This is a genomic window from Paraburkholderia sabiae (genome assembly GCF_030412785.1).
GTDB classification, from domain to species: Bacteria; Pseudomonadota; Gammaproteobacteria; order Burkholderiales; family Burkholderiaceae; genus Paraburkholderia; species Paraburkholderia sabiae.
Window position 1 is genome coordinate 684,578 of sequence record NZ_CP125295.1, and the last position, 21,638, is coordinate 706,215.

Here is a 21,638-nt window from a genome sequence, read left to right on the forward strand (position 1 = left end):
ACTTTCGTTACGTCACAAAACCCCGCGTTGGCGGGGTTTTGCTTTTTTGGGCCGCCGAAATCGGTTCGCAGAATCGGCTGTCGGCGGCAGAATCAGCAGGGCAGAGGAGATCATGAATCAGGCGATCAGGAGCGTCGAGTACGACCGTCCGCAAGGCACGGCCTGCAGCATCGGCCAGGCTTGGGCGAAAGTGCCCGATGCGCCGTCAACGCAGGGACGACTCGCGTTGAAGGAGCGTATTCGCAGCTTGCTCAAGCGCGAAAAGGCAGTGCTCGTCGCGCATTACTACGTCGACGCTGAATTGCAGGAACTGGCGGACGAAACGGGCGGTTGCGTGGCCGATTCACTTGAAATGGCCCGCTTCGGACGCGACCACGACGCGCAGACGCTGGTGGTCGCCGGCGTGCGCTTCATGGGCGAGACCGCGAAGATTCTCAGTCCAAACAAGCGCATTCTGATGCCGGACCTGGATGCGACCTGTTCGCTCGATCTCGGCTGCCCCGTCGACGAGTTTTCTGCCTTCTGCGATGCGCATCCGGACCGCACGGTCGTCGTGTATGCGAATACAAGCGCGGCCGTGAAGGCACGGGCCGACTGGATGGTGACGTCGTCGATCGGGCTGGAGATCGTCGCCGATCTTCATGCGCGTGGTGAAAAGATCATCTGGGCGCCGGATCGCCATCTCGGCAGCTATATCCAGAAAAAGACGGGCGCCGACATGCTGCTGTGGCAAGGCTCTTGTCTCGTTCACGATGAGTTCAAAGGCGTCGAACTCGATCTTCTGCGGGCCGAGTATCCGGACGCGAAAGTGCTCGTGCATCCTGAGTCGCCTGAAGGTGTGGTGGCGCAGGCCGACGTCGTTGGCTCTACAACGCAGTTGATCGACGCAGCGAAGAACAGCAGCGCGACGCACTTCATTGTCGCGACCGACCTCGGCATCCTGCACAAGATGCGTCTCGCTGCGCCCGGCAAGACCTTTATCGAAGCGCCCACGGCCGGCAACAGCGCAACGTGCAAGAGTTGCGCGCATTGTCCGTGGATGGCGATGAACGGGCTGCGCAATCTCGTTGAAGTGTTGGAGCGCGGCCACAACGAAATCTTCGTCGATCCGGCGATTGGCGAGCGCGCGCGTCTGCCGATCGATCGCATGCTCGATTTCGCCGCGCGTCACAAGAAGCGCGTGCAGGCGAGCGGCGATCTCGCGCGCGATACCGCGCTGTTCTCGAACATTGGAGCGGCTTGATGGGCGCGAGTGAATCGCTGGAGTTGAAAGACGCCGTCTCGCCGCTTTTCGCGGAAGTTCAGGCGCAGTATGGCGACGCGTTCGCTGCGGCGATCGCGCGCAACGTCGCCGATGCACTCGGGGAAGACGTCGGCAGCGGCGATCTGACGGGCCTTCTCGTTCCCGCAGACGAGATGCGCGACGCGCGCATCATCGTGCGCGAAGAGGCGGTGCTGTGCGGCGTGCCGTGGTTCGACGAAGTGATGCGTCGCGTCGATCCGCGTATTGAAGTGCAATGGCGTTATCGCGAAGGCGACCGCATGGCGGCGGATTCGGTGGTGTGCACGCTGCGCGGGCCGGCGCGCTCGCTGCTGACGGCAGAGCGTAACGGGCTCAACTTTCTGCAGATGCTGTCGGGCGTCGCGAGCGCGACGCGCAAGTTCGCCGATGCGATCGCGCATACGCGCGCCCGTGTGCTCGATACGCGCAAGACGCTGCCGGGTTTGCGACTCGCGCAAAAGTACGCGGTGCGCGTGGGCGGCGGCGCGAATCAGCGGCTCGCGCTCTACGACGGCATTCTCATCAAGGAAAATCACATCGCGGCGGCGGGCGGTGTCGGCGCGGCGATGCGGGCGGCGCTCGCGCTGAACGCGGCTGTGTCGATCCAGATCGAAGTCGAAACGCTGGAGCAGTTGGAGTCGGCGCTCGCTCACGGCGCGCAGTCCGTGCTGCTCGACAACTTCTCGTTCGACATGATGCGCGACGCGGTGCGCATCACGGCGGGGCGGGCGGTGCTGGAAGTATCCGGTGGAGTGAACTTCGACACGATCCGGCAGATCGCGGAGACGGGCGTCGACCGCGTGTCGGTAGGTTCGTTGACCAAGGACGTGCGCGCGACCGATTTTTCGATGCGCATCGTCTAGCCGAATAGCGTAGGCGTTCAAGAAAAAGGCCATCGCCAGTCTGACTGGCGATGGCCTTTTCAATGCGACGCGAGTCCCGCTAAACGTTCCGGTTCGGCACGCGTTCGGGCGAAAGCACGGTCGGCAGCGCCTTCGGCAACGCGTTCGGCCAGTCGCGGCTGTAGTGCAGGCCGCGACTTTCGCGCCGCGAACGTGCGCCTTCGACGATCAACGAAGCCACATCCACCAGATTCCGCAACTCAAGCAGATCGCGACTCACCTTGAAGTTCGCGTAATACTCGTGGATTTCGTCACGCAGCAGCGCGAGCCGGTGCTTCGCGCGCGCAAGCCGCTTGTCCGTGCGCACGATGCCGACGTAATTCCACATCAGGCGCCGCAGTTCGTCCCAGTTGTGCGCGACGACCACTTCCTCGTCGGGATCGGACACGCGGCTTTCGTCCCAGTCGGGCAGCGGCGCGTGCACGGCAGCGCCGAAACCTTCCTGCTCGATCGCCTGTGCCGCCGACCGGCCGATCACCAGACATTCGAGCAGCGAATTGCTCGCGAGCCGGTTTGCACCGTGCAGACCCGTGCACGATGTTTCGCCGACGGCGTACAGCCCGGCCAGATCTGTGCGTCCCGCGAGATCCGTTACGACGCCACCGCAGGTGTAGTGCGCGGCGGGCACGACGGGAATCGGCTCTTTCGTAATGTCGATGCCGAACTCCAGGCAACGGGCAAGAATAGTCGGAAAATGCTCGCGCAGGAATTCAGGCGATTGATGGCTGATGTCGAGATACACGCAATCGATACCGCGCTTCTTGATCTCGAAGTCGATCGCACGGGCGACAATATCGCGCGGCGCCAGTTCGGCGCGTTCGTCGTGTGCGGGCATGAAGCGCGTGGCGTCCGGCAGCTTAAGAATGCCGCCTTCTCCTCTGACTGCTTCCGAAATCAGGAACGACTTCGCGTAGGGATGGAACAGACACGTCGGATGAAACTGGATGAACTCCATGTTCGACACACGACATCCGGCGCGCCAGGCCATCGCGATGCCATCCCCCGTCGCGGTATCGGGGTTCGTCGTGTAGAGGTAGACCTTGCCGGCGCCGCCCGTTGCCAGAACCGTGTGAGGCGCTTCGATCGTGACGGTGCGCCCGCTTGTCAGATCGAGCGCGTAGAGGCCATGACAGCGCCGGCCGGGCAGGCCGAGGCGGTCGGACGTGATCAGGTCGATCGCGTAGTGATCTTCGAGCAGCGTGATGTTGGGATGCTGCCGCACCCGTTCGCTCAGCGTCGCGACGACGGCGTGGCCCGTCGCGTCTGCCGCGTGAATGATGCGCCGATGGCTGTGGCCGCCTTCGCGCGTCAGGTGAAAGCCGAGCTCGGCGGCATCGTCTTTCGTGAACGGCACGCCTTGATCGATCAGCCACTGGATTGCCTCGCGGCCATGCTCGACGATGAAGCGCGTAGCGGCCTCGTCGCACAAGCCACCGCCAGCGATCAGCGTGTCATCGACGTGATTCTCGACGCTATCCGCTGAATCGAGCACAGCCGCGATGCCGCCTTGTGCCCAGTCGCTGGCGCCCTCGGTCAGCGAGCGTTTGGCGATCACGGCGACGCGCCGTGTCTCTGCGAGATTCAGCGCGACACTCAAACCGGCAAGGCCGCTGCCGACAATCGCTACATCGAAATTCATCTCCTCTCTCCGTCGTATTGCGCGGCCGGTGCAGCGAACGCCGCCACAGCCATTCGATTGGAAACCGAAGAGCATACGCGTTGCAGCCTGCGAGGAAAAGCAGGCCGAACGGCTTAGTCTGTTGCGCGCGCCGGAAGCAGGGTAATAACGGCGGGATAGCGCAAAGCCAGAGATGAAAAACAAAAAGCCCCGCAGAAGCGGGGCTTTTCATCGTCAACAGGCAGAAAACGAGATTACTTGATCTTCGTTTCCTTGTACGCCACATGCTTGCGAGCGACGGGATCGAACTTCATGATCTCCATCTTTTCCGGCATGTTGCGCTTGTTCTTCGTCGTGGTGTAGAAGTGACCCGTACCTGCGGTCGATTCCAGCTTGATCTTGTCGCGTGCGCCCTTGGCCATGATTTACTCCTTAGGCTTCGCCACGTGCGCGCAGGTCAGCGAGCACGGAGTCGATACCGTTCTTGTCGATCAGGCGCAGGCCGGCGTTCGAAACGCGCAGGCGCACCCAACGGTTTTCGCTTTCAACCCAGAAACGGCGGTTTTGCAGATTCGGGAGAAAACGACGCTTGGTCTTGTTGTTCGCGTGGGAAACGTTGTTGCCGCTCATCGGCGCTTTCCCAGTTACTTGGCATACGCGTGCCATGAGAGCACTCCTAATACGCTAATTCTGAGTTCGAACGCCGTGAAGTTTCCCGGGAAAACATGTGGACCGAGCCGTAGCCGACTTGAATCGCTTGCTTTCCGAGAAGGCCTTGTGGCTTCGGAACAGGGGTTGGAAGAGGCAAACCGAGATAGTAGCAGAAAAAGAGCCGAAAAATCAAACCTTATTTGCGACGATACATCAACGTGGAAGGCAGACGTCTATGGCTTCAATGCCTGCGCGGCCCGTCGCGGCGCGCTTCAAGGCCAGCCGGCGCGGGCGAAAGAAAACGTCTCGTTTGCGCCAATCACAAGATGATCGATCAGTTGCACGTCGATCAAAGCGAGCGTGTCGCGCAACACACGCGTCAGCTGGCGGTCGCTGGCGCTCGGCTTGACTGCGCCGGACGGGTGATTATGCGCGACGATCAGGCTCGCTGCATTGACGGAAAGCGCACGCCGCACGATTTCGCGCGGATACACGGCCATGCGCGTGAGCGAGCCGCGCGAATTTTCCTCCGAGCGGATCAGCCGGTGCCGCGTGTCGAGAAACAGGCAGATGAACACTTCATAAGGACGCGAGCCGATCAGCAGCCGCAAATAGTCTTCGACGGCTTCGGGCGAATCGATCAGCGGACGCTCGCGCATCTTTTCCGCCAGCGCGCGCCGCGCCATTTCCATGATCGCCAGCAATTGCGCGCGTTTGGCCGGACCGACGCCGCGCATGCCGTCGAAATCTTCCGGCGTTCCGTCGAGCATCGCGCGCAGCGAACCGAAGCGCTGCAGCAGCGAGCGCGCGACGTCGAAAACATTATGTCCGGGCAGCCCCGAGCCGAGCACGAGCGCGACCAGTTCGGTGTCGGAGAGTGCGCCCGGACCCGCATCGAGCAGGCGTTCACGTGGCATATCGCGCGCCGGCCACGCAGGCGGGGCGCGGCGTATCGGGGATTTTTCCGCGTTGGTGAGCGGGATGACTATCGTGTCGTTCATGGCTACGTCCTTCGAAATTCGGATGAAGCGGCGACGGCGCGCCGCACAGCAACGTTCCAGCCGGCTCGGGATATGTGGCTTACAATAGAGCCTTTGCGCACGGCATCCCCGGCCTCGCACGGGCCCGCCATGCGCGCGACCTGCGCCGCAGCGTTCAAGCGCCGCGCGCCACGACCGAACGAGTACCGCATGAGCATCATCGACATCTCCGAAGTGAAACCCGGTTCGCACGTGACGCTTCACTACCGGCTTTCGCTCGCCGATGGCGCCGAAGTCGTCAGCACTTTCAACGAGAAACCCGCCACGCTGCTGCTGGGCGCCGGCCAGTTGGCGCCGCCGCTGGAAAACATTCTGCTGGGATTGAAGGTGGGTCACCACTCGACCTTTCAGCTAGAACCGGGTGAGGCATTCGGCCCGCGCAATCCAGAGCTGATCCAGCGCGTGTCGCTGGCCACGCTGCGCGAAAACAGCATGATCGGTGAGGATTTTTCTCCCGGCGATCTCGTCGAATTCAATGCGCCGGGCGGCGGACGCTACGCCGGCGTGCTGAAAGAGGTCGGCGAAACCTCGGCTCTCTTCGATTTCAACCATCCGCTCGCCGGCCAGGCGCTGACGTTCGAAGTAAAAATCATCGGGATCCTGTAAACATGAGCATCACGGACACGACTCTCGCCGAAGCTGAAATCCTGCTTGCGCAACCGCGCGGATTTTGCGCCGGCGTCGATCGGGCGATCGAGATCGTCGAGCGCGCCATCAAGCTGTACGGTTCGCCGATCTACGTGCGTCACGAAATCGTTCATAACGCGTATGTCGTCGAAGATCTGCGCAAGAAGGGCGCGATCTTCATCGAACAACTCGAAGAAGTGCCGGCGGGCAGCACAGTGATCTTCAGTGCGCACGGCGTGTCCAAGGCCGTTCGCGCGGAAGCCGACGAGCGCGGCCTGCGCGTGTACGACGCAACGTGCCCGCTGGTGACGAAGGTGCACATCGAAGTCGCGAAGATGCGCGCGGAAGGCTTCGACATCGTGATGATCGGCCACAAGGGCCACCCCGAAGTGGAAGGCACGATGGGGCAGACGGGCGAAGGCATGTATCTCGTCGAAGATATCGACGACGTGCAGGCGCTGGAGTTGGCCGACCCCGACCGCATCGCTTACGTGACGCAGACGACGCTGTCCGTCGACGACGCCGCGCAGATCATCGCCGCGCTGAAGGCGAAGTTCCCGAACATCAAGGAACCGAAGAAGCAGGACATCTGCTACGCGACGCAAAACCGCCAGGACGCCGTCAAGTTCATGGCGCCGCAGTGCGATGTAGTGATCGTCGTCGGCAGCCCGAACAGCTCGAACTCCAACCGCCTGCGCGAACTGGCTGAAAAGCTCGGCGTTCCGTCCTATATGGTGGACTCGCCGGATCAGATCGATCCCGCATGGGTCGCGGACAAGCGCCGGATCGGCGTGACGGCGGGCGCGTCGGCGCCCGAGGCGCTGGCTCAGGCTGTCATTGGCCGTCTGCGCGAACTGGGCGTGCGCAACGTGCGTGCGCTCGAAGGTATCGAGGAAAACATCGCGTTTCCGTTGCCGCGCGGGCTCGGTTTGCCGGCCTGACGACCTGTCCCCATCGAAAAAGCGCGCCGCGGGCGCGCTTTTTTATTGCCCCGAGACCTCCGAAATCGCTGGAAAAACGGTGCCATATCACATAAAAACTAGAAAGTGACGGTGTCGAGGCGAACATTCTTTTTGTTTTTCGAGGCGTAATTTGGGTTCAAGCAGCCGATCGCGCCCTGTTTTTCGTCTGATGATCGCAACAAAGGCCGTTCGAACGCACAAAATCGGTGCATCTGCGCCGCGACGCAATATTGGGACGGGTCGATGGGTTGAAGTCCGCAGCATCGGGCTGACGCGGGAATCACTGCAACAACTGGTGTGGCAATGCATCGTTGCTGGTGCAACTGATGCACAAAAAACTGGCGCAACCAGGTTGCAACGATAACGCGCTAGATGTCTCGAAATGCGGTTGCAATGCAGGAAAACCCTGCGCATTCAGCAATATTGCCCGTCGCAGAATTGGAGTTACAATGCGCGCGTTCTCAAGGCTTTAGCGCCTTGGAACGCCAGATTTTGCAAGGCGCAGGAGACCTATTTAATGCGAGTCAAGTTTGCTTGTGCCGTGACCATCGCGGCCGCGGTTGCGATGACCGCGTGCAGCAAAAAGAACGATGGCGAAGCGGACAAGAGCGCGTCGGCTGCAACGGCAGCCTCGGCAGCGCCCGCAAGCGAAGTGACCGTCGTGAAGATCGGTCATGCGGCCCCTTTGACGGGCGGCATTGCACATCTGGGTAAGGACAATGAAAACGGGGCGCGTCTCGCTATTGAAGAGATCAACGCGCAGGGGTTGACCATCGACGGCCGCAAAATCCAGCTGCAACTGGACGCGCAGGACGATGCGGGCGATCCGAAGACGGGCACGCAGGTCGCGCAGAAACTGGTGGACGATCACGTGGTGGCGGTCGTCGGGCATCTGAATTCGGGTGTATCGATTCCGGCCTCGAAGATATATAGCGACGCGGGCATTGTGCAGATCTCGCCGTCGTCGACGAATCCGGCCTACACGCAGCAGGGCTTCAAGACGACCTACCGGGTCGTTGCGACCGATGCGCAGCAGGGCCCGGCACTGGCGAACTACGCGACGAAAGCACTCGGCGCGAAACGGATCGCCGTCGTCGATGACGCGACTGCCTACGGCAAAGGTCTTGCCGACGAGTTCGCGAAGACGGCGGAAGCGGGCGGCGCGAAAATTGTTGCGCGCGAGGCGACCAATGATCGGGCCACGGATTTCCGGGCCATCCTCACAAAGATCAAAAGTGCCCAGCCGGACGCCATCATGTTCGGCGGCATGGATGCAACGGGCGGGCCGTTTACGAAACAGGCAGCGGCGCTCGGAATCAGGGCAAAAATCCTTGGCGGCGACGGCGTGTGCACCGACAAGGTAGGGGAGCTGGCGGGCAGTGCCGTCCAGAACCTCGTATGTTCGGAAGCAGGCCTTGCGCTTTCGAAGATGGAAAGGGGAGCGGACTTCGAAAAGAAGTACGACGCACGCTTCCACACGCCGGTGCAGATTTACGCGCCGTTCACGTATGACGCTGTGTACGTGATCGTCGATGCAATGAAGCGCGCCAATTCGATCGAGCCGCCCAAGGTGCTCGCTGCGATGCCTTCGACCGATTACACAGGTGTGATCGGCCACATCGCATTCGACGACAAGGGCGACCTGAAAGAAGGTGCGATTACGCTTTACGACTTCAAGGACGGCAAGAAAGCGGTCCTCGACGTCGTGAAGATGTAATGACGGGACGTACAGCCTGACGGCACCGGACCATCCGACGGTGCCGTTTTTGCATCCGCGTCGAGCGTGCGGGCCGCTGCAACCCAGCGGCCACGAACGGTCGATGAAGATAACCCTTACCGGTCTTTTATATCAGTACCCGCAGTGCCGTTGCGATTTGCGTCACTCATCAGCGCCAACCGGCAGATGAAGCGCGCGAATCCAGTCGCACGGGCCAAGGAGCATTAAATGGATATTTTCATCCAGCAGGTCATCAACGGACTGGTGCTTGGTAGTGTCTACGCCATCATCGCACTGGGCTACACGATGGTGTACGGCATTCTCGGCATCATCAACTTCGCGCACGGCGACATTCTGATGGTGGGCGCGATGGTCGCGCTCTCGTCCATCGGTGTGTTGCAGAACCACTTCCCCGGTCTCGGCAATGTGCCGACGCTGTGTATCGCGCTGGTGATCGCCGCCATCGTATGTGCGCTCGTGGGCTACACGATCGAGCGCGTCGCCTACCGGCCGTTGCGCAAGGCACCCCGTCTCGCCCCGCTGATCACCGCGATCGGCGTGTCGATCCTGCTGCAGACGCTCGCGATGATGATCTGGTCGCGCAACCCGCTGCCGTTCCCGCAGCTGCTGCCCACCGATCCCCTCAACGTGATCAAGGCCACGGACACCACGCCGGGCGCCGTGATCTCGATGACTGAAATCGTGATCATCGTCGTCGCGTTCCTCGTGATGGCGGGCCTGCTGCTCCTCGTGCACAAGACCAAGCTCGGCCGCGCGATGCGCGCGATCGCCGAGAACCCGGGCGTTGCGTCGCTGATGGGCGTGAATCCGAACTTCGTGATCTCGGCGACCTTCATGATCGGCTCGGCGCTGGCGGCGCTGGCGGGCGTGATGATCGCGTCGGAATACGGCAACGCGCACTTCTACATGGGCTTCATTCCCGGCCTGAAGGCGTTCACGGCGGCTGTGCTCGGCGGTATCGGCAATCTCGGCGGCGCGATGGTCGGCGGCGTGATTCTCGGTCTGATCGAACAGCTGGGCGCCGGCTACATCGGCAACCTGACGGGTGGCGTGTTCGGCAGTAACTACCAGGACGTGTTCGCATTCATCGTGCTGATCATCGTGCTGGTGTTCCGTCCGTCGGGGCTGCTCGGCGAACGTGTCGCGGATCGTGCGTAAGGGAAAGGAGCAAACATAATGACCTCAATTCAACCGATCGAGCCGTCGACGACGCTCGTCCCCGAACGCAACATGACGAAGACGCTGACGGTGGGCCTCATCACCGCTGTGTTCGTCATCGTCGCGCCGATGATCATCGGCGCGGCCGGCGGCAACTACTGGGTCCGCGTGCTCGACTTCGCGATGCTGTACGTGATGCTGGCGCTGGGTCTGAACGTGGTGGTCGGCTTCGCCGGCCTGCTGGATTTGGGCTACATCGCGTTCTACGCGGTGGGCGCTTACACGGCGGCGTTGCTGTCGTCGCCGCACCTCTCGTCGCAATTCGAATGGATCGCGCATTTCGCACCGAACGGACTGCACGTGCCGTTCCTGATCATCATTCCGTGCGCGATGGCGATCGCGGCGATCTGCGGCGTGATTCTCGGTGCGCCGACGCTGCGTCTGCGCGGCGACTACCTCGCGATCGTGACGTTGGGCTTCGGGGAAATCGTTCGTATTTTCCTGAACAACCTCGACCGTCCGGTGAACATCACGAACGGCCCGAAGGGCATCACGGGTATCGATCCGATCCACGTCGGCGACTTCAGCCTCGCGCAGTCGCACTCGCTGTTCGGTTTCCAGTTCCCGTCGGTGTACTCGTACTACTACGTGTTCGTGCTGTGCGCGCTGTTCGTGATCTGGGTCTGTACGCGTCTGCAGCACTCGCGTATCGGCCGCGCATGGGCCGCGATCCGCGAAGACGAAATCGCCGCGAAGGCAATGGGCATCAACACGCGTGACGTGAAGCTGCTGGCGTTCGCGATGGGCGCGTCGTTCGGCGGCCTGTCGGGCGCGATGTTCGGCGCGTTCCAGGGCTTCGTGTCGCCGGAATCGTTCACGCTGCCGGAATCGATCGTCGTGCTGGCCTGCGTGGTGCTGGGCGGCATGGGCCACATCCCCGGCGTGATTCTCGGCGCGGTGCTGCTCGCCGTGCTGCCGGAATTCCTGCGCTCGACGATGGGTCCGCTGCAGCACATGATCTTCGGTCATGAAATCGTCGATACGGAAGTGATCCGCCAGCTCGTGTACGCACTCGCGATGGTGCTGATCATGCTGTACCGCTCGGAAGGCCTGTGGCCGTCGCCGAAGCACGAAGACAAGATCGCGAAGATCGCGAAGCGCAACGGCAAGAAGCCGGTGCGTGCCTAACGGACAGGAGTAAAAGAAATGAGCGACAAACAAATCCGTCTGTCCGTGAAGGGCGTGAACAAGCGCTTCGGCGGTTTGCAGGCGCTGTCGGATGTCGGCCTGCAGATCGAGGAAGGCACGATCTACGGTCTGATCGGCCCGAACGGCGCCGGCAAGACGACGTTCTTCAACGTGATTACCGGTCTCTACACGCCGGACTCGGGCGAATTCAAGCTCGACGGCACGCCGTACACGCCGACGGCCGTCTATCAGGTGGCGAAGGCGGGCATCGCGCGTACGTTCCAGAACATCCGTCTGTTCGGCGGCATGACGGCGCTGGAAAACGTGATGGTCGGCCGTCACGTGCGCACGAAGCACGGCCTGCTGGGCGCCGTGTTCCAGACGCCGGCTGAGCGTCAGGAAGAGCGCGAGATCAAGGAACGCGCGCTCGAACTGCTCGAATACGTCGGCGTGCTGCAATACGCGGACTACACGTCGCGCAACCTGTCGTATGGTCACCAGCGCCGTCTGGAAATCGCACGCGCATTGGCGACCGATCCGAAGCTGCTCGCGCTCGACGAACCGGCTGCCGGCATGAACGCGACGGAGAAGGTCGAACTGACGAAGCTGCTCGACAAGATCCGCGCGGACGGCAAGACGATCCTGCTGATCGAGCACGACGTGAAACTGGTGATGGGTCTGTGCAACCGGATGACGGTGCTCGACTATGGCAAGGTGATCGCCGAAGGTCTGCCGCATGACGTGCAGAAGGACCCGAAGGTGATCGAGGCATATCTGGGCGCGGGGGTTCACTGATGGCTACGGCAATGTTGAAAATCAAGGGCCTTCAGGTCAACTACGGCGGCATTCAGGCCGTCAAGGGCGTCGACCTGGAGATCGCGCAGGGCGAACTCGTTACGCTGATCGGCGCCAATGGCGCGGGCAAGACGACCACGATGAAGGCGATCACGGGCCTGAAGCCGTACTCGGCCGGCGACATCGAGTACATGGGCCAGTCGATCAAGGGCGTGCCGCCGCATGAGCTGCTGAAGCGCGGTCTGGCGATGGTGCCGGAAGGTCGCGGGATCTTCGCGCGTATGTCGATCGTCGAGAATATGCAGATGGGTGCTTATCTGCGTAACGACGCGGACGGCATCAAGAAGGACGTCGAGCGGATGTTCGGCTTTTTCCCGCGTTTGAAGGAGCGTGCTACGCAGCTGGCCGGTACGTTGTCCGGCGGTGAACAGCAGATGCTGGCGATGGCCCGTGCCGTTATCTCGAAGCCGAAGCTGCTGCTGCTCGACGAACCGTCGATGGGCCTGTCGCCGATCATGGTCGAGAAGATCTTCGAAGTGGTGCGTGAGATTTCCAAGGAAGGCATTACGGTGATGCTCGTTGAGCAGAATGCTCGTCTGGCTCTGCAGGCCGCTGATCGTGGGTATGTGATGGATTCCGGGACTGTCACCATGTCTGGTGACGCCAAGCAGATGCTTGATGATCCTAAGGTGCGGGCTGCATACCTCGGGGAGTAATTTGCCCTTGCAGGGCGAGCTCTGATCTGTGGTTCGAAGGCTGCATGTGATGAACATGTGGCCTTTTTTATTTCTTCGCTGGGATCCGCGGTGTTTTGCTGCGCTGGCATCCGCGAATTCGTATCGGTCTATTAGTGTTGCCCCTGTGCGGGGCGGCAGTTACTTTCTTTGCAGCGGCAAAGAAAGTAACCAAAGAAAGCCGCTTTAACCCTACGGTGCCTGCCCGGATAGCGCTGCGACATATCGCAGTTGAGCTATCGCGCAGCAACGCGACACTCCGTAGGAAGCCCACAGTCAACCACGCGCAGGATGAAAACCCATCCGCATTTACAGCACATTCGGCCGAAAGAAACCCGTGGAGCAATTTGCGGAGTCGAAGCACAAGTCAACAAGCCAGCCGAATGTGCCCCAACTGGGTCGAGTCTTTCACGACGCGTGCGGTTGACTGCGGGCTTTCTACGGAGTGTCGCGTCGCTGCGCGACAACTCAAGGACAGTGCGCCGTAGCGCTATCCCGGCAGGCACCGGAGGGTTAAAGCGGCTTTCTTTTGCCTACTTTTCTTTGCCGCTGCAAAGAAAAGTAGGTGCCGCCCCGCACAGGGGCAACGCATGAACAACGCTAACGAATCGCGGATGCCAGCAAAGCGAAAACCAAACCACTACCCAGCGTCGCAGACAAGATCGAGCCTCTTCCCGAGACTAACGACATCATCGACCCGATACCCGAGTGCCTCATAAAACCCACGGATATCGGCTTTCACGCTAAGCACCTGAAGATTTACTTTAGGACAACCGCGAGCAGCAAGAGCGGCCTCGGCGTGACGCACGAGTCGAGTCCCAATCCCATGCCGCCGGCAGGCAAAATCAACGGCAAGCGAATACATCCACCCGCGATGCCCGTCATACCCCGCCATCACAGTGCCCACAATCCGGGCACCGGCAACAGCAACAAAGAACAACTCAGGCTGCGTAGTGAGCTTGTTCTTGATTGAAAGATGCGGATTGCGCTGCGGCCTGCTCGTATCCCCATACTCCGGGAACGCTTCGAGCCACAACGCAATCACGGCATCCGTGTCGGCCGCATCGAACGCGCGGATCGACAGTGGCGCGTCTATCACAGCGTATCCAGAATCGACCGCAGCATCGACATCATCTGATCGATCTCTTCCGTCGTCACATTGAGCGCGGGCATGAAGCGCAGCAGATTCGGACGCGCAGCGTTGAGCAACAGGCCGTCAGGCTGCATCAGCCGCGCCTTCTCGACGATCTGGTTGCCGATGTCCTTGCCGAGCAGCAACGCACGCAGCAGACCTTCGCCGCGCTCGCCCTCGAAGCCGCGCTCTGCCGACAGTTCGAGCAGCTTCGCGCGCAGATACTCGCCGCGCGCCCGCACGCCTTCGAGAAAACCGGGCGCCGTCAGCTGCGAGATCACCGAATAGCCGGCTGCCGTCATCAGCGGATTGCCGTTATACGTGCCGCCCTGGTCGCCCGCTTCGAACACCTCGACATGCTTCTTGCACAGCAGCGCGCCGAGCGGCACGCCGCTGCCGATGCCCTTCGCCAGCGTCATCACGTCCGGCTCGATGCCCGACAGCTCGTACGCGAACAGCGTCCCCGCACGGCCACAACCGCTTTGCACTTCATCGACGATCAGCAGCAGATTGTGCTTCGTCGTCAGCTCGCGCAGTTGCTGCATGAACTCACGAGTGGCCGGGAGCACGCCGCCTTCGCCCTGGATCGGCTCGAGCATCACGGCGATGGTCTTGTCGGTGATCAGCTTCTCGACGGAAGCGATGTCGTTCAGATCGGCCTTCGGGAAGCCCGGCACCTGCGGCGCATAAATCGTGTCCCAGCCGGGCTTGCCGCTCGCCGACATCGTCGCCAGCGTGCGGCCGTGGAAGCCGTGATCGAACGTGATGATCTCGTACGCGCCGTTCTTGAACTTCTTGCCGTACTTGCGCGCGAGCTTGATCGCGCCTTCGTTCGCTTCGGCGCCGCTGTTCGTGAAGAACACCTTGTCGAAGCAGCTGTGTTGCGTGAGCAGGCCGGCGAGCTTCGCCATCGGCTCGTTGTAGAACGCCGGCGACGGATTGATCAGCGTGCGCGCCTGCTGCGTGAGCGCTTCGATTACGCCGTCGTTGCAATGGCCCAGGCTGTTCACGGCCCAGCCCTGAATGAAATCCAGATATCGCTTGCCGGTGTTGTCATAGAGCCACGAGCCCTTGCCGTGCGTGAAAACGATTTCGGGCCGGTTCGTGATGTACATCAGCGAATCGATCGGATACTCATTGAAGTTCATGGCTACAGGCTCCAGGCAAACAGGGATAAGAAACCGCCTCGGACAAAATGGCCCAGCAACGGAAAGAAAGGAAACGCCAGAAATACAAAAAGCCACGGCATGCCGTGGCTTTCATGATTCGAACTGCTTGCGCGTTGTTCGCGCGAATCCGTGACGAAGCCAGCGGCGCCCCTAAGGGAGCAGCGAGCGGCGACGTCGAAGTTCGGACAGGATGCGGTTCATGCGCGAAAGAATACGACAATGCCGGCGCCCATGTAAACCTGCAATTTGCATGTCTTCACGTTTGCCGGCCGGTTTCATCTCCGCCAATCAGTCGATGCGGATGACTGCGCAACGATCAGACGGGGTTCGCGAGATCGGCTGCGCTCGTGAACGAATCCGCATAGAACTCGTCTTCCGGCAGGCGATGATGCTGCGTGAAATCGCGCTGCGCCGATTCGACCATGACAGGTGCGCCGCACGCGTACACCTGATACGCCGACAAGTCTGGCAGATCTTCGATGACGGCGCGATGAACGAAGCCCGTGCGGCCCGTCCATGCGTCGTCCGCGTCCGGCTCGGACAGCACAGGCACGAACTTGAAGTTCGGGATCTCGCGCGCCCATTGCTCGGCGAGCTCCATCATGTACAGGTCTTTCTTGCGACGCGCGCCCCAGTAGAGCGTCATCGGGCGCGTGATGTTCTTGAACGCGGCATGCTCGACGATCGCCTTCAGCGGCGCGAAGCCCGTGCCCGAAGCGAGCAGCACGATCGGCTTGTCCGATTCTTCGCGAAGGAAGAAGGTGCCGAGCGGCGCCTCGAAGCGCAGGATGTCGCGCTCCTTCATCGTGTTGAAGACGTGATCCGTGAACGCGCCGCCCGGCATGTGACGGATGTGCAGCTCGACGGGACCTTCCGTGTGCGGCGCATTCGCCATCGAATAGCTGCGCCGCTTGCCGTCCTTCAGGATGAATTCGAGGTACTGGCCGGCCATGTACTGCAGACGCTCGTTTGCGGGCAGTTGCAGCTTGAGCACGACGACGTCGTCGGCCACGCGCTCGATCGCATTCACGCGGCACGGCAGCTTCTTGATCTGCACGTCGCCGAGGCCCGTGATTTCGCGGATGTCGATTTCGAGGTCGGTGCAGGCCGTCGTGCAGCACAGCAGCGCCATGCCGCGCGTCTTCTCGTCGTTCGACAGCGCCGACGACGAATGCGCGCGCTGCTCGACTTCACCGCCGACGACGGCACCCTTGCACGAGCCGCATGCGCCGTTCTTGCAGCCGTACGGCAGACCGATGCCCTGGCGAAGGGCGGCCGTCAGCACGGGTTCGTCGGGTTCCACCTGAAACTGCCGGCCGCTTTGCCGGAGCGTTACGTTAAATGCCATATGCGTTCAATCTTCGAATACAGGGAGTCGGTAACCAATGCGTATCGTGGATCGCAGCTACAATGCGTCCACGATGAAAGCGACACGAAATATGCGCAGGCCGCGCTTGCTGATCGTCGGTTGCGGCGATGTCGGCATGCGCTGTGTGCGGCAACTGCAACGACGCGCGCGTCTCTATGCGCTCACGAGTCACGCCGAGCGCCGCGACGAACTGCGCGCGGCGGGCGTCACGCCGATCGTCGGCGATCTCGACGTGCGTGCGAGTCTCTCGCGTATCGCGCGTCTCGCGCCGACCGTGCTGCATCTCGCGCCTCCGCAAAAAACCGGCGATGAAGACACGCGCACGCGCGCGCTGATCGCCACCTTGACTGCCACGTTAGCGGCGCCGCGCATCCGCCATGCCCGTCATGTCGCGACAGGGCGCCTGCGACGCGCGCAGCACGTCATTCGTGCACGCAAAACATCCAGTATTGTACCCGACGGGGGTAGTCCGGCTCTCCGGGCTAGCCATGATGCGCCGAGGCGTTTGCGTGTCGTCTACGCGAGCACGACGGGCGTCTACGGCGACTGCGGCGGCGCATGGCTCGACGAGACGCGGCCCGTCGCGCCCGCCAACGACCGCGCGAAACGCCGCGTGTCGGCGGAAACGCAATTGCGGCGCGCGGCGACGCGGCGGGTGCTGACAGCGAGCATCGCGCGTATTCCGGGCATCTATGCGGGCAACCGGCTGCCGCTCGCGCGGCTGGAAAAGCGCACGCCCGCGCTCGTCGATGAAGACGACGTCTACACGAATCACATCCATGCCGACGATCTCGCTGCGATCCTGTTGCGCATGGCGACGCACGGACGTCCATCGCGTGTGATTCACGCATCCGACGACACGACGCTGAAAATGGGCGATTACTTCGATCGCGTGGCGGACGCGTTCGGTGTCGAACGTGCGCCGCGCATCTCGCGTGACGAAGCCGAACGCCAGCTCGGCGAAATGATGCTGTCGTTCATGCGCGAATCGCGACGCCTGCTGAACACGCGTCTGAAGCGCGAACTGCGCGTGCAGTTGCGCTATCCGGATGTCGACGATTTTCTGCGCACGATCGCGAGCCCGGCCCGGATTCAACCGGGCGCAGGCAAGCCGTGATGGAGAGGTAAGCGATCAGACGGTCAGGTAAGGGCAGGTAGCGCTTCCAGCAGCAGAAAGCAGCAGAATGCGCCGATCAAGGCAGCGATCAGACTCGGCTCGTACCGGTGCCGAAGATGCATGACGGCCACTACGCCGCCTATCAGCAGGATCGCGAGACCGATGAACGCAATCATCCCGTATGACATCGCCAGGTTGCCGTAAGTGAACATGGCGCCTCCTTGCCCGCTTTGTAATCTTTGTTAATACGAGTATAGGACGGGCGTTCGACGCAAGCATGCTGCGTCGCAGCGTTTCGAAAGGATTCTGTTGCGGTTTTGTTCGGAATCCAACGTAGTCTCAAGCACTTGAGATAAGGCGAGCGGCGCGCTCGTCGTTTACCCGTTCCGTAATGCACCCAGGTCGGCTGCATCGAGCCATTGCCATGCGCCCTCGGCGAGCGTCGTCGGCAGCGCGAGCCCACCGATCCGCTCGCGATGCAGCGCTTCGACGCGATTGCCTGCCGCCGCAACCATCCGCTTCACCTGATGGTATTTGCCTTCGAGCACGGTCAGTTCGAGTTCGTGATCGCTGCGTGCATGAGCGGAGACCGCGGCGATCGGCTTTGCTTCGCCATGCAGCAGCACGCCTTCGCGCAACGCGGCGAGCTGCGCGTCGTCGAGCGGATGGCGGGTCGTCGCGAGATAGAGCTTCGGCACCTTGCGTTTCGGCGACGTGTACGCGTGGACGAACTGGCCATCGTCGGAGAGCAGGAGCAGGCCCGTCGTGTCCTGGTCGAGCCGTCCGACGCACTGGATACCGCGCGTCGCGAACTGCGCGGGCAGCAGATTGAAGACGCTCAGATGATGCTGCGGATCGCGCGAGCATTCATAACCCGCAGGCTTGTTAAGCAGGATGTAAGCGCGCTCATGAAAAGGCCACGCCGTGCCGTCGACTTCGAACACGAGCGCGTTCGTGTCGATATCAGCATCGGCGTCGGTGAGCGTCGCGCCGCCGATCGAGATAAGGCCATCGGCGATCATCGCGCGGCACTGGCGGCGCGAGCCGAAGCCTTGAGAGAAGAGAACGCTTTCGAGATTCATGGGAGCGCAAGGTAAAGCAGATACGAAGCAGATACGAAGCAGACAAGCGGCATCAAAACGTCGAAGGCGTTCTTCGAACCACCGAAGAACGCCTTCATCGCCAGCATTTTACCTGCCGCGCGGACTGCGCCGCCCGCGCTCAGTGCGCACTCAATGCGCACTCAATGCGCGCCGGAGCGGCGCTCGACAAAACGCGCGACGTAATCGTCGGCGGGCTTCGAGAGGATTTCGTCGGGCGTGCCTTCCTGCACCAGCGTGCCGTCGCGCAGGATCGCGATGCGATTGCCGATGCGCAGCGCTTCGTCCAGATCGTGCGTGATGAACACGATGGTCTTGTTGAGCGTCGCCTGCAGTTGCAGCAACTGATCCTGCATTTCTGTTCGGATCAGCGGATCGAGCGCGGAGAACGCTTCGTCCATCAGCAACACGTCGGTGTCGGCGGCGAGCGCGCGGGCGAGACCCACGCGCTGACGCATGCCGCCCGACAGCTCATCCGGATAGTGATCGCCGTATCCGTCGAGCCCGACCTTGCCGAGCCACGTGCGCGCCTTCTCGTTCGCTTCGGCCTTGCCTTCGCCGCGCGTGCGCAGCGCGTAGGCGGTGTTGTCGAGCACGGTCTGATGCGGCAGCAGACCGAAGTTCTGGAACACCATGCTGACCTTGTAGCGGCGCAACTCGCGCAAGCCGTGCGGATCGAGCTTGATGACGTCGGAACCGTCGATGACGATCTCGCCCGCCGTCGGCTCGATCAGCCGGTTGAAGTGGCGCACGAGCGTCGACTTGCCCGAGCCCGACAGACCCATGATCACGTAGATTTCGCCGGAACCAATGTGCAGGCTCACGTTGTTCAGGCCGACGTTGCAACCTGTCTGCGCAAGCACTTCGGCCTTGCTCCGGCCGCTCTTGAGCAGGTCGAGCACGCGCCGATGACCGGCTTCCGGGCCGAAGAGCTTGTACACGTTTTTGACTTCGATCGATGACATGTCCGTGCCCTCCGTCAATCCGCCGCGCGGGTTTCGAGGCCGCTCTGCGTTGCGTTTTCGTTGCCTGCCACTGCCGGTTCTTCGTCGCGCGCCGCGCCTGCATTGCGATAAGGAATGCGCGACGCCGCCTTCGCCTTGCGCCGTTGCGCGACGAGTCGGCGCGTGCGGCGATCCTGCCCGTAGCCCTGACTGATCCGGTCGATGACGATCGCGAGAATCACGATCGCAATACCCGCCTGCATGCCCTTGCCGATATCGAGCGTCTGGATACCGGCGAGCACGTCTTCGCCGAGTCCGCGCGAGCCGATCATCGACGCGATCACGACCATCGACAGCGCCATCATCGTCGTCTGGTTGATACCTGCCATGATGCTGGGCCGCGCGAGCGGCAACTGCACGTTGACGAGCAACTGCCAGCGCGTCGTCCCGAACGCGCGCGCCGCTTCGACGACATCGGCGTCGACGTGACGGATGCCGAGATCGGTCAGGCGGATCAGCGGCGGCAGCGCGTAGATGATCGTCGCGAGAATCGCGGGCACCTTGCCGAGGCCGAACAGCATCAGCACGGGGATCAGATACACGAAGCTCGGCAGCGTCTGCATGATGTCGAGCACGGGCAGCAGCACGCGGCGCATCCACGGACTGCGCGACGCCCAGATGCCGAGCGGCACGCCGAGCACGACGGACAGCACGGTCGCGACGAGCATCAGCGCGAGCGTCTGCATCAGCTTGTCCCACAGCCCGAAGCAGCCGATCACATACAGCAGCAGCACGAAGAACCCGGCGATGCCGATGCGCCGCGTCGCGTTCAGCGTGAGCAGCCCGACGGCGATCAGGATTGCCCACGGCGGCGTCGCGCGCAACGCGCCTTCGAGCGGCACCAGCACGTAGCGCAGCAGCGCCGTGCTCAAGTCGTGGAAGCTGTCGCCGTACGCGGCGACGAACGATTGCACATGGTCGTTCACCCAATCGGCAATCGACAGATGCAGGAAGATCGAATTCATGTTGAAACCCTCCGATGCGTCATGACGCGTCGCTGCTCATCAGCCTGCGAGCGCAGCCTGAACCTTCTGTGCGACGTCAGCGGGCACCCATGCCTTCCACATTTCCGGATGCTGTTGCAGGAACTGCTTCGCCATCGTCTGGCCGTCGATCTTCTTGCTCGTCATGTCGAGGATGGTCTTGTTGAGGAAGTCCATCGGAAAGCTGACCTTCGAGTACGTGTCCATCAGTTGCGGCTCGGCCTGATAGAACGGCGTCGACACACCGACCTTCAGATGCGACACGAGATACGACGACGCGCACTGCGACGCGCTGTTATCCGCGCGCAGCGTGTCCCAGCACTTCTGGTTGAACGCAGGCATCTTCAGCTGGACGAACTTGTACTTCGCCATCAGCGCTGCCGGTTCCCAGTAGTAGAAGAGGATCGGCTTGCCGCGCGCGTACGCCGATTCGATCGCGGCATCGAGCGCCGCGCCTGTGCCGGGGCGGAAGTCGGTATAGGAGTCGTCGAGATTGAGCGTCTTCAGCAGGCGCCGGTTCACGCGCTCGCAGTCCCAGCCCGACGGGCAGTTCAGGAAGCGGCCTTTGCCCGGTTCTTCGTCGTCTTCGAAAACGCCTTTGTACTTCGGCAGATCGTTCACGGAAACCAGGTTCGGCGCGACGGGTTTGATGTTGCGCTTCGCGTCGCCCTTGACGACGTACTCGGGCACGAACCAGCCTTCGTTGGTGCCGCCAGGCAGCGTGTCGCCGAGCAGCTTCACGTGGCCGTCCGCGACCGCCTTCGCGATGATTTCCGAGCGGCCCGTCCACTGTTCGGACCAGACCTGCAGATCGTCACGCGACAGCGCCGTTTCCGTCGCGGCCGTGTTGCCGGGCACCGTGTCCGTCTTGCAGCCGTAGCCTTTCTCGGTGATGAAGCGCAAGACTTCCGACGTGAACGCGCCGCTTTCCCACGTGACGCCCGCGAACCTCACGGGCTTGCCCGCCGAGCACCAGCTGCCGGCGTGGGCAGCGGCGGGCCATAAGGCGCTCGCTGCGAGCGCGACCGTGGCGGCGCGCATCAGGGATCTGATCTGCATGGTTTGTCTC

Annotated in this window: 22 protein-coding genes; 10 read left to right on the top strand and 12 right to left on the bottom strand. The window is 62.0% G+C overall.

All coding sequences use genetic code 11. From position 1 onward, the window contains the following. Positions 1–112 precede the first annotated feature (112 nt). Both nadA and nadC read left to right on the top strand, forming a co-directional pair. On the top strand, positions 113–1,243 hold the full coding sequence (nadA, locus tag QEN71_RS03060) for a quinolinate synthase NadA (protein ID WP_201650637.1): 1,131 nt from the start codon (positions 113–115) through the stop codon (positions 1,241–1,243). Further along, positions 1,243–2,145: a carboxylating nicotinate-nucleotide diphosphorylase gene (nadC, locus tag QEN71_RS03065; RefSeq protein WP_201650636.1), complete on the top strand. Its 903-nt coding sequence runs from the start codon at positions 1,243–1,245 to the stop codon at positions 2,143–2,145. Before nadA ends, nadC begins: the two co-directional genes overlap by 1 nt. Before the next feature lie 79 nt (positions 2,146–2,224). Here the strand turns inward: nadC and nadB are convergent, their stop codons facing one another. From nadB to radC, 4 genes are all read right to left on the bottom strand, one after another. Continuing rightward, on the bottom strand, positions 2,225–3,823 hold the full coding sequence (gene nadB / locus QEN71_RS03070; protein ID WP_201650635.1) for an L-aspartate oxidase: 1,599 nt from the start codon (positions 3,821–3,823) through the stop codon (positions 2,225–2,227). Between the two features lie 233 nt (positions 3,824–4,056). Beyond that, entirely contained in the window at positions 4,057–4,224 is a 168-nt protein-coding gene (rpmG, locus tag QEN71_RS03075) for a 50S ribosomal protein L33 (RefSeq protein WP_004185395.1), read from the bottom strand. A gap of 10 nt (positions 4,225–4,234) precedes the next feature. Next, on the bottom strand, positions 4,235–4,468 hold the full coding sequence (gene rpmB / locus QEN71_RS03080) for a 50S ribosomal protein L28 (RefSeq protein WP_004186391.1): 234 nt from the start codon (positions 4,466–4,468) through the stop codon (positions 4,235–4,237). A gap of 257 nt (positions 4,469–4,725) precedes the next feature. Then, positions 4,726–5,454: a RadC family protein gene (radC, locus tag QEN71_RS03085; protein WP_201650634.1), complete on the bottom strand. Its 729-nt coding sequence runs from the start codon at positions 5,452–5,454 to the stop codon at positions 4,726–4,728. Between the two features lie 189 nt (positions 5,455–5,643). Here radC and QEN71_RS03090 point away from each other — a divergent pair, with 189 nt between their 5' ends. The 7 genes from QEN71_RS03090 to QEN71_RS03120 all read left to right on the top strand — a co-directional run bounded on the left by QEN71_RS03090 (position 5,644) and on the right by QEN71_RS03120 (position 12,677). Further along, complete coding sequence (locus tag QEN71_RS03090) at positions 5,644–6,099, top strand: FKBP-type peptidyl-prolyl cis-trans isomerase (RefSeq protein WP_201650633.1); 456 nt, start codon at positions 5,644–5,646, stop codon at positions 6,097–6,099. A gap of 2 nt (positions 6,100–6,101) precedes the next feature. Further along, positions 6,102–7,061, top strand: a complete 960-nt coding sequence (gene ispH / locus QEN71_RS03095; protein WP_201650632.1) for a 4-hydroxy-3-methylbut-2-enyl diphosphate reductase — start codon at positions 6,102–6,104, stop codon at positions 7,059–7,061. 538 nt (positions 7,062–7,599) lie between these two features. Beyond that, a complete protein-coding gene (locus tag QEN71_RS03100; protein WP_201650631.1) occupies positions 7,600–8,799 on the top strand; it encodes a branched-chain amino acid ABC transporter substrate-binding protein in 1,200 nt (399 codons plus the stop codon). A gap of 228 nt (positions 8,800–9,027) precedes the next feature. After that, on the top strand, positions 9,028–9,978 hold the full coding sequence (locus QEN71_RS03105; RefSeq protein ID WP_201650630.1) for a branched-chain amino acid ABC transporter permease: 951 nt from the start codon (positions 9,028–9,030) through the stop codon (positions 9,976–9,978). 18 nt (positions 9,979–9,996) lie between these two features. Next, positions 9,997–11,166 (top strand): branched-chain amino acid ABC transporter permease, encoded by a 1,170-nt coding sequence (locus tag QEN71_RS03110; protein WP_201650629.1) that lies wholly within the window; start codon positions 9,997–9,999, stop codon positions 11,164–11,166. A gap of 18 nt (positions 11,167–11,184) precedes the next feature. Beyond that, on the top strand, positions 11,185–11,961 hold the full coding sequence (locus QEN71_RS03115) for an ABC transporter ATP-binding protein (protein ID WP_201650628.1): 777 nt from the start codon (positions 11,185–11,187) through the stop codon (positions 11,959–11,961). Next, positions 11,961–12,677: an ABC transporter ATP-binding protein gene (locus QEN71_RS03120; RefSeq protein ID WP_201650627.1), complete on the top strand. Its 717-nt coding sequence runs from the start codon at positions 11,961–11,963 to the stop codon at positions 12,675–12,677. Before QEN71_RS03115 ends, QEN71_RS03120 begins: the two co-directional genes overlap by 1 nt. A gap of 658 nt (positions 12,678–13,335) precedes the next feature. Here QEN71_RS03120 and QEN71_RS03125 read toward each other — a convergent pair. From QEN71_RS03125 to QEN71_RS03135, 3 genes are all read right to left on the bottom strand, one after another. Next, entirely contained in the window at positions 13,336–13,794 is a 459-nt protein-coding gene (locus QEN71_RS03125; RefSeq protein ID WP_201650626.1) for a GNAT family acetyltransferase, read from the bottom strand. Then, entirely contained in the window at positions 13,791–14,975 is a 1,185-nt protein-coding gene (locus tag QEN71_RS03130) for an acetylornithine transaminase (protein ID WP_201650625.1), read from the bottom strand. The genes QEN71_RS03125 and QEN71_RS03130 overlap by 4 nt, the downstream gene beginning before the upstream one ends. A gap of 337 nt (positions 14,976–15,312) precedes the next feature. Further along, on the bottom strand, positions 15,313–16,344 hold the full coding sequence (locus QEN71_RS03135; protein ID WP_201650624.1) for a CDP-6-deoxy-delta-3,4-glucoseen reductase: 1,032 nt from the start codon (positions 16,342–16,344) through the stop codon (positions 15,313–15,315). A 73-nt stretch (positions 16,345–16,417) separates the two neighbouring features. Between QEN71_RS03135 and QEN71_RS03140 the strand changes: the two genes are divergently transcribed. Next, positions 16,418–17,482, top strand: coding sequence for an NAD-dependent epimerase/dehydratase family protein (locus QEN71_RS03140; protein WP_201650623.1), 1,065 nt, complete (start codon positions 16,418–16,420; stop codon positions 17,480–17,482). 23 nt (positions 17,483–17,505) lie between these two features. On the opposite strand, the gene QEN71_RS03145 is transcribed toward QEN71_RS03140, so the two are convergent. The 5 genes from QEN71_RS03145 to QEN71_RS03165 form a co-directional block, all read right to left on the bottom strand. Then, positions 17,506–17,694 carry a hypothetical protein gene (locus tag QEN71_RS03145; protein ID WP_201650622.1) on the bottom strand — a complete coding sequence of 63 codons (189 nt, stop codon included), beginning with the start codon at positions 17,692–17,694 and terminating at the stop codon, positions 17,506–17,508. 165 nt (positions 17,695–17,859) lie between these two features. Continuing rightward, the gene (locus tag QEN71_RS03150) at positions 17,860–18,564 is read right to left on the bottom strand and encodes a pseudouridine synthase (protein ID WP_201650621.1); all 705 of its coding nucleotides are present in this window, start codon (positions 18,562–18,564) and stop codon (positions 17,860–17,862) included. Positions 18,565–18,725: 161 nt separating this feature from the next. Next, the gene (locus QEN71_RS03155; protein WP_201650620.1) at positions 18,726–19,547 is read right to left on the bottom strand and encodes a quaternary amine ABC transporter ATP-binding protein; all 822 of its coding nucleotides are present in this window, start codon (positions 19,545–19,547) and stop codon (positions 18,726–18,728) included. A gap of 14 nt (positions 19,548–19,561) precedes the next feature. Beyond that, a complete protein-coding gene (locus QEN71_RS03160) occupies positions 19,562–20,551 on the bottom strand; it encodes an ABC transporter permease (protein WP_201650619.1) in 990 nt (329 codons plus the stop codon). A 39-nt stretch (positions 20,552–20,590) separates the two neighbouring features. Next, the gene (locus QEN71_RS03165) at positions 20,591–21,628 is read right to left on the bottom strand and encodes an ABC transporter substrate-binding protein (protein ID WP_201650618.1); all 1,038 of its coding nucleotides are present in this window, start codon (positions 21,626–21,628) and stop codon (positions 20,591–20,593) included. Between the last annotated feature and the right edge of the window lie 10 nt (positions 21,629–21,638).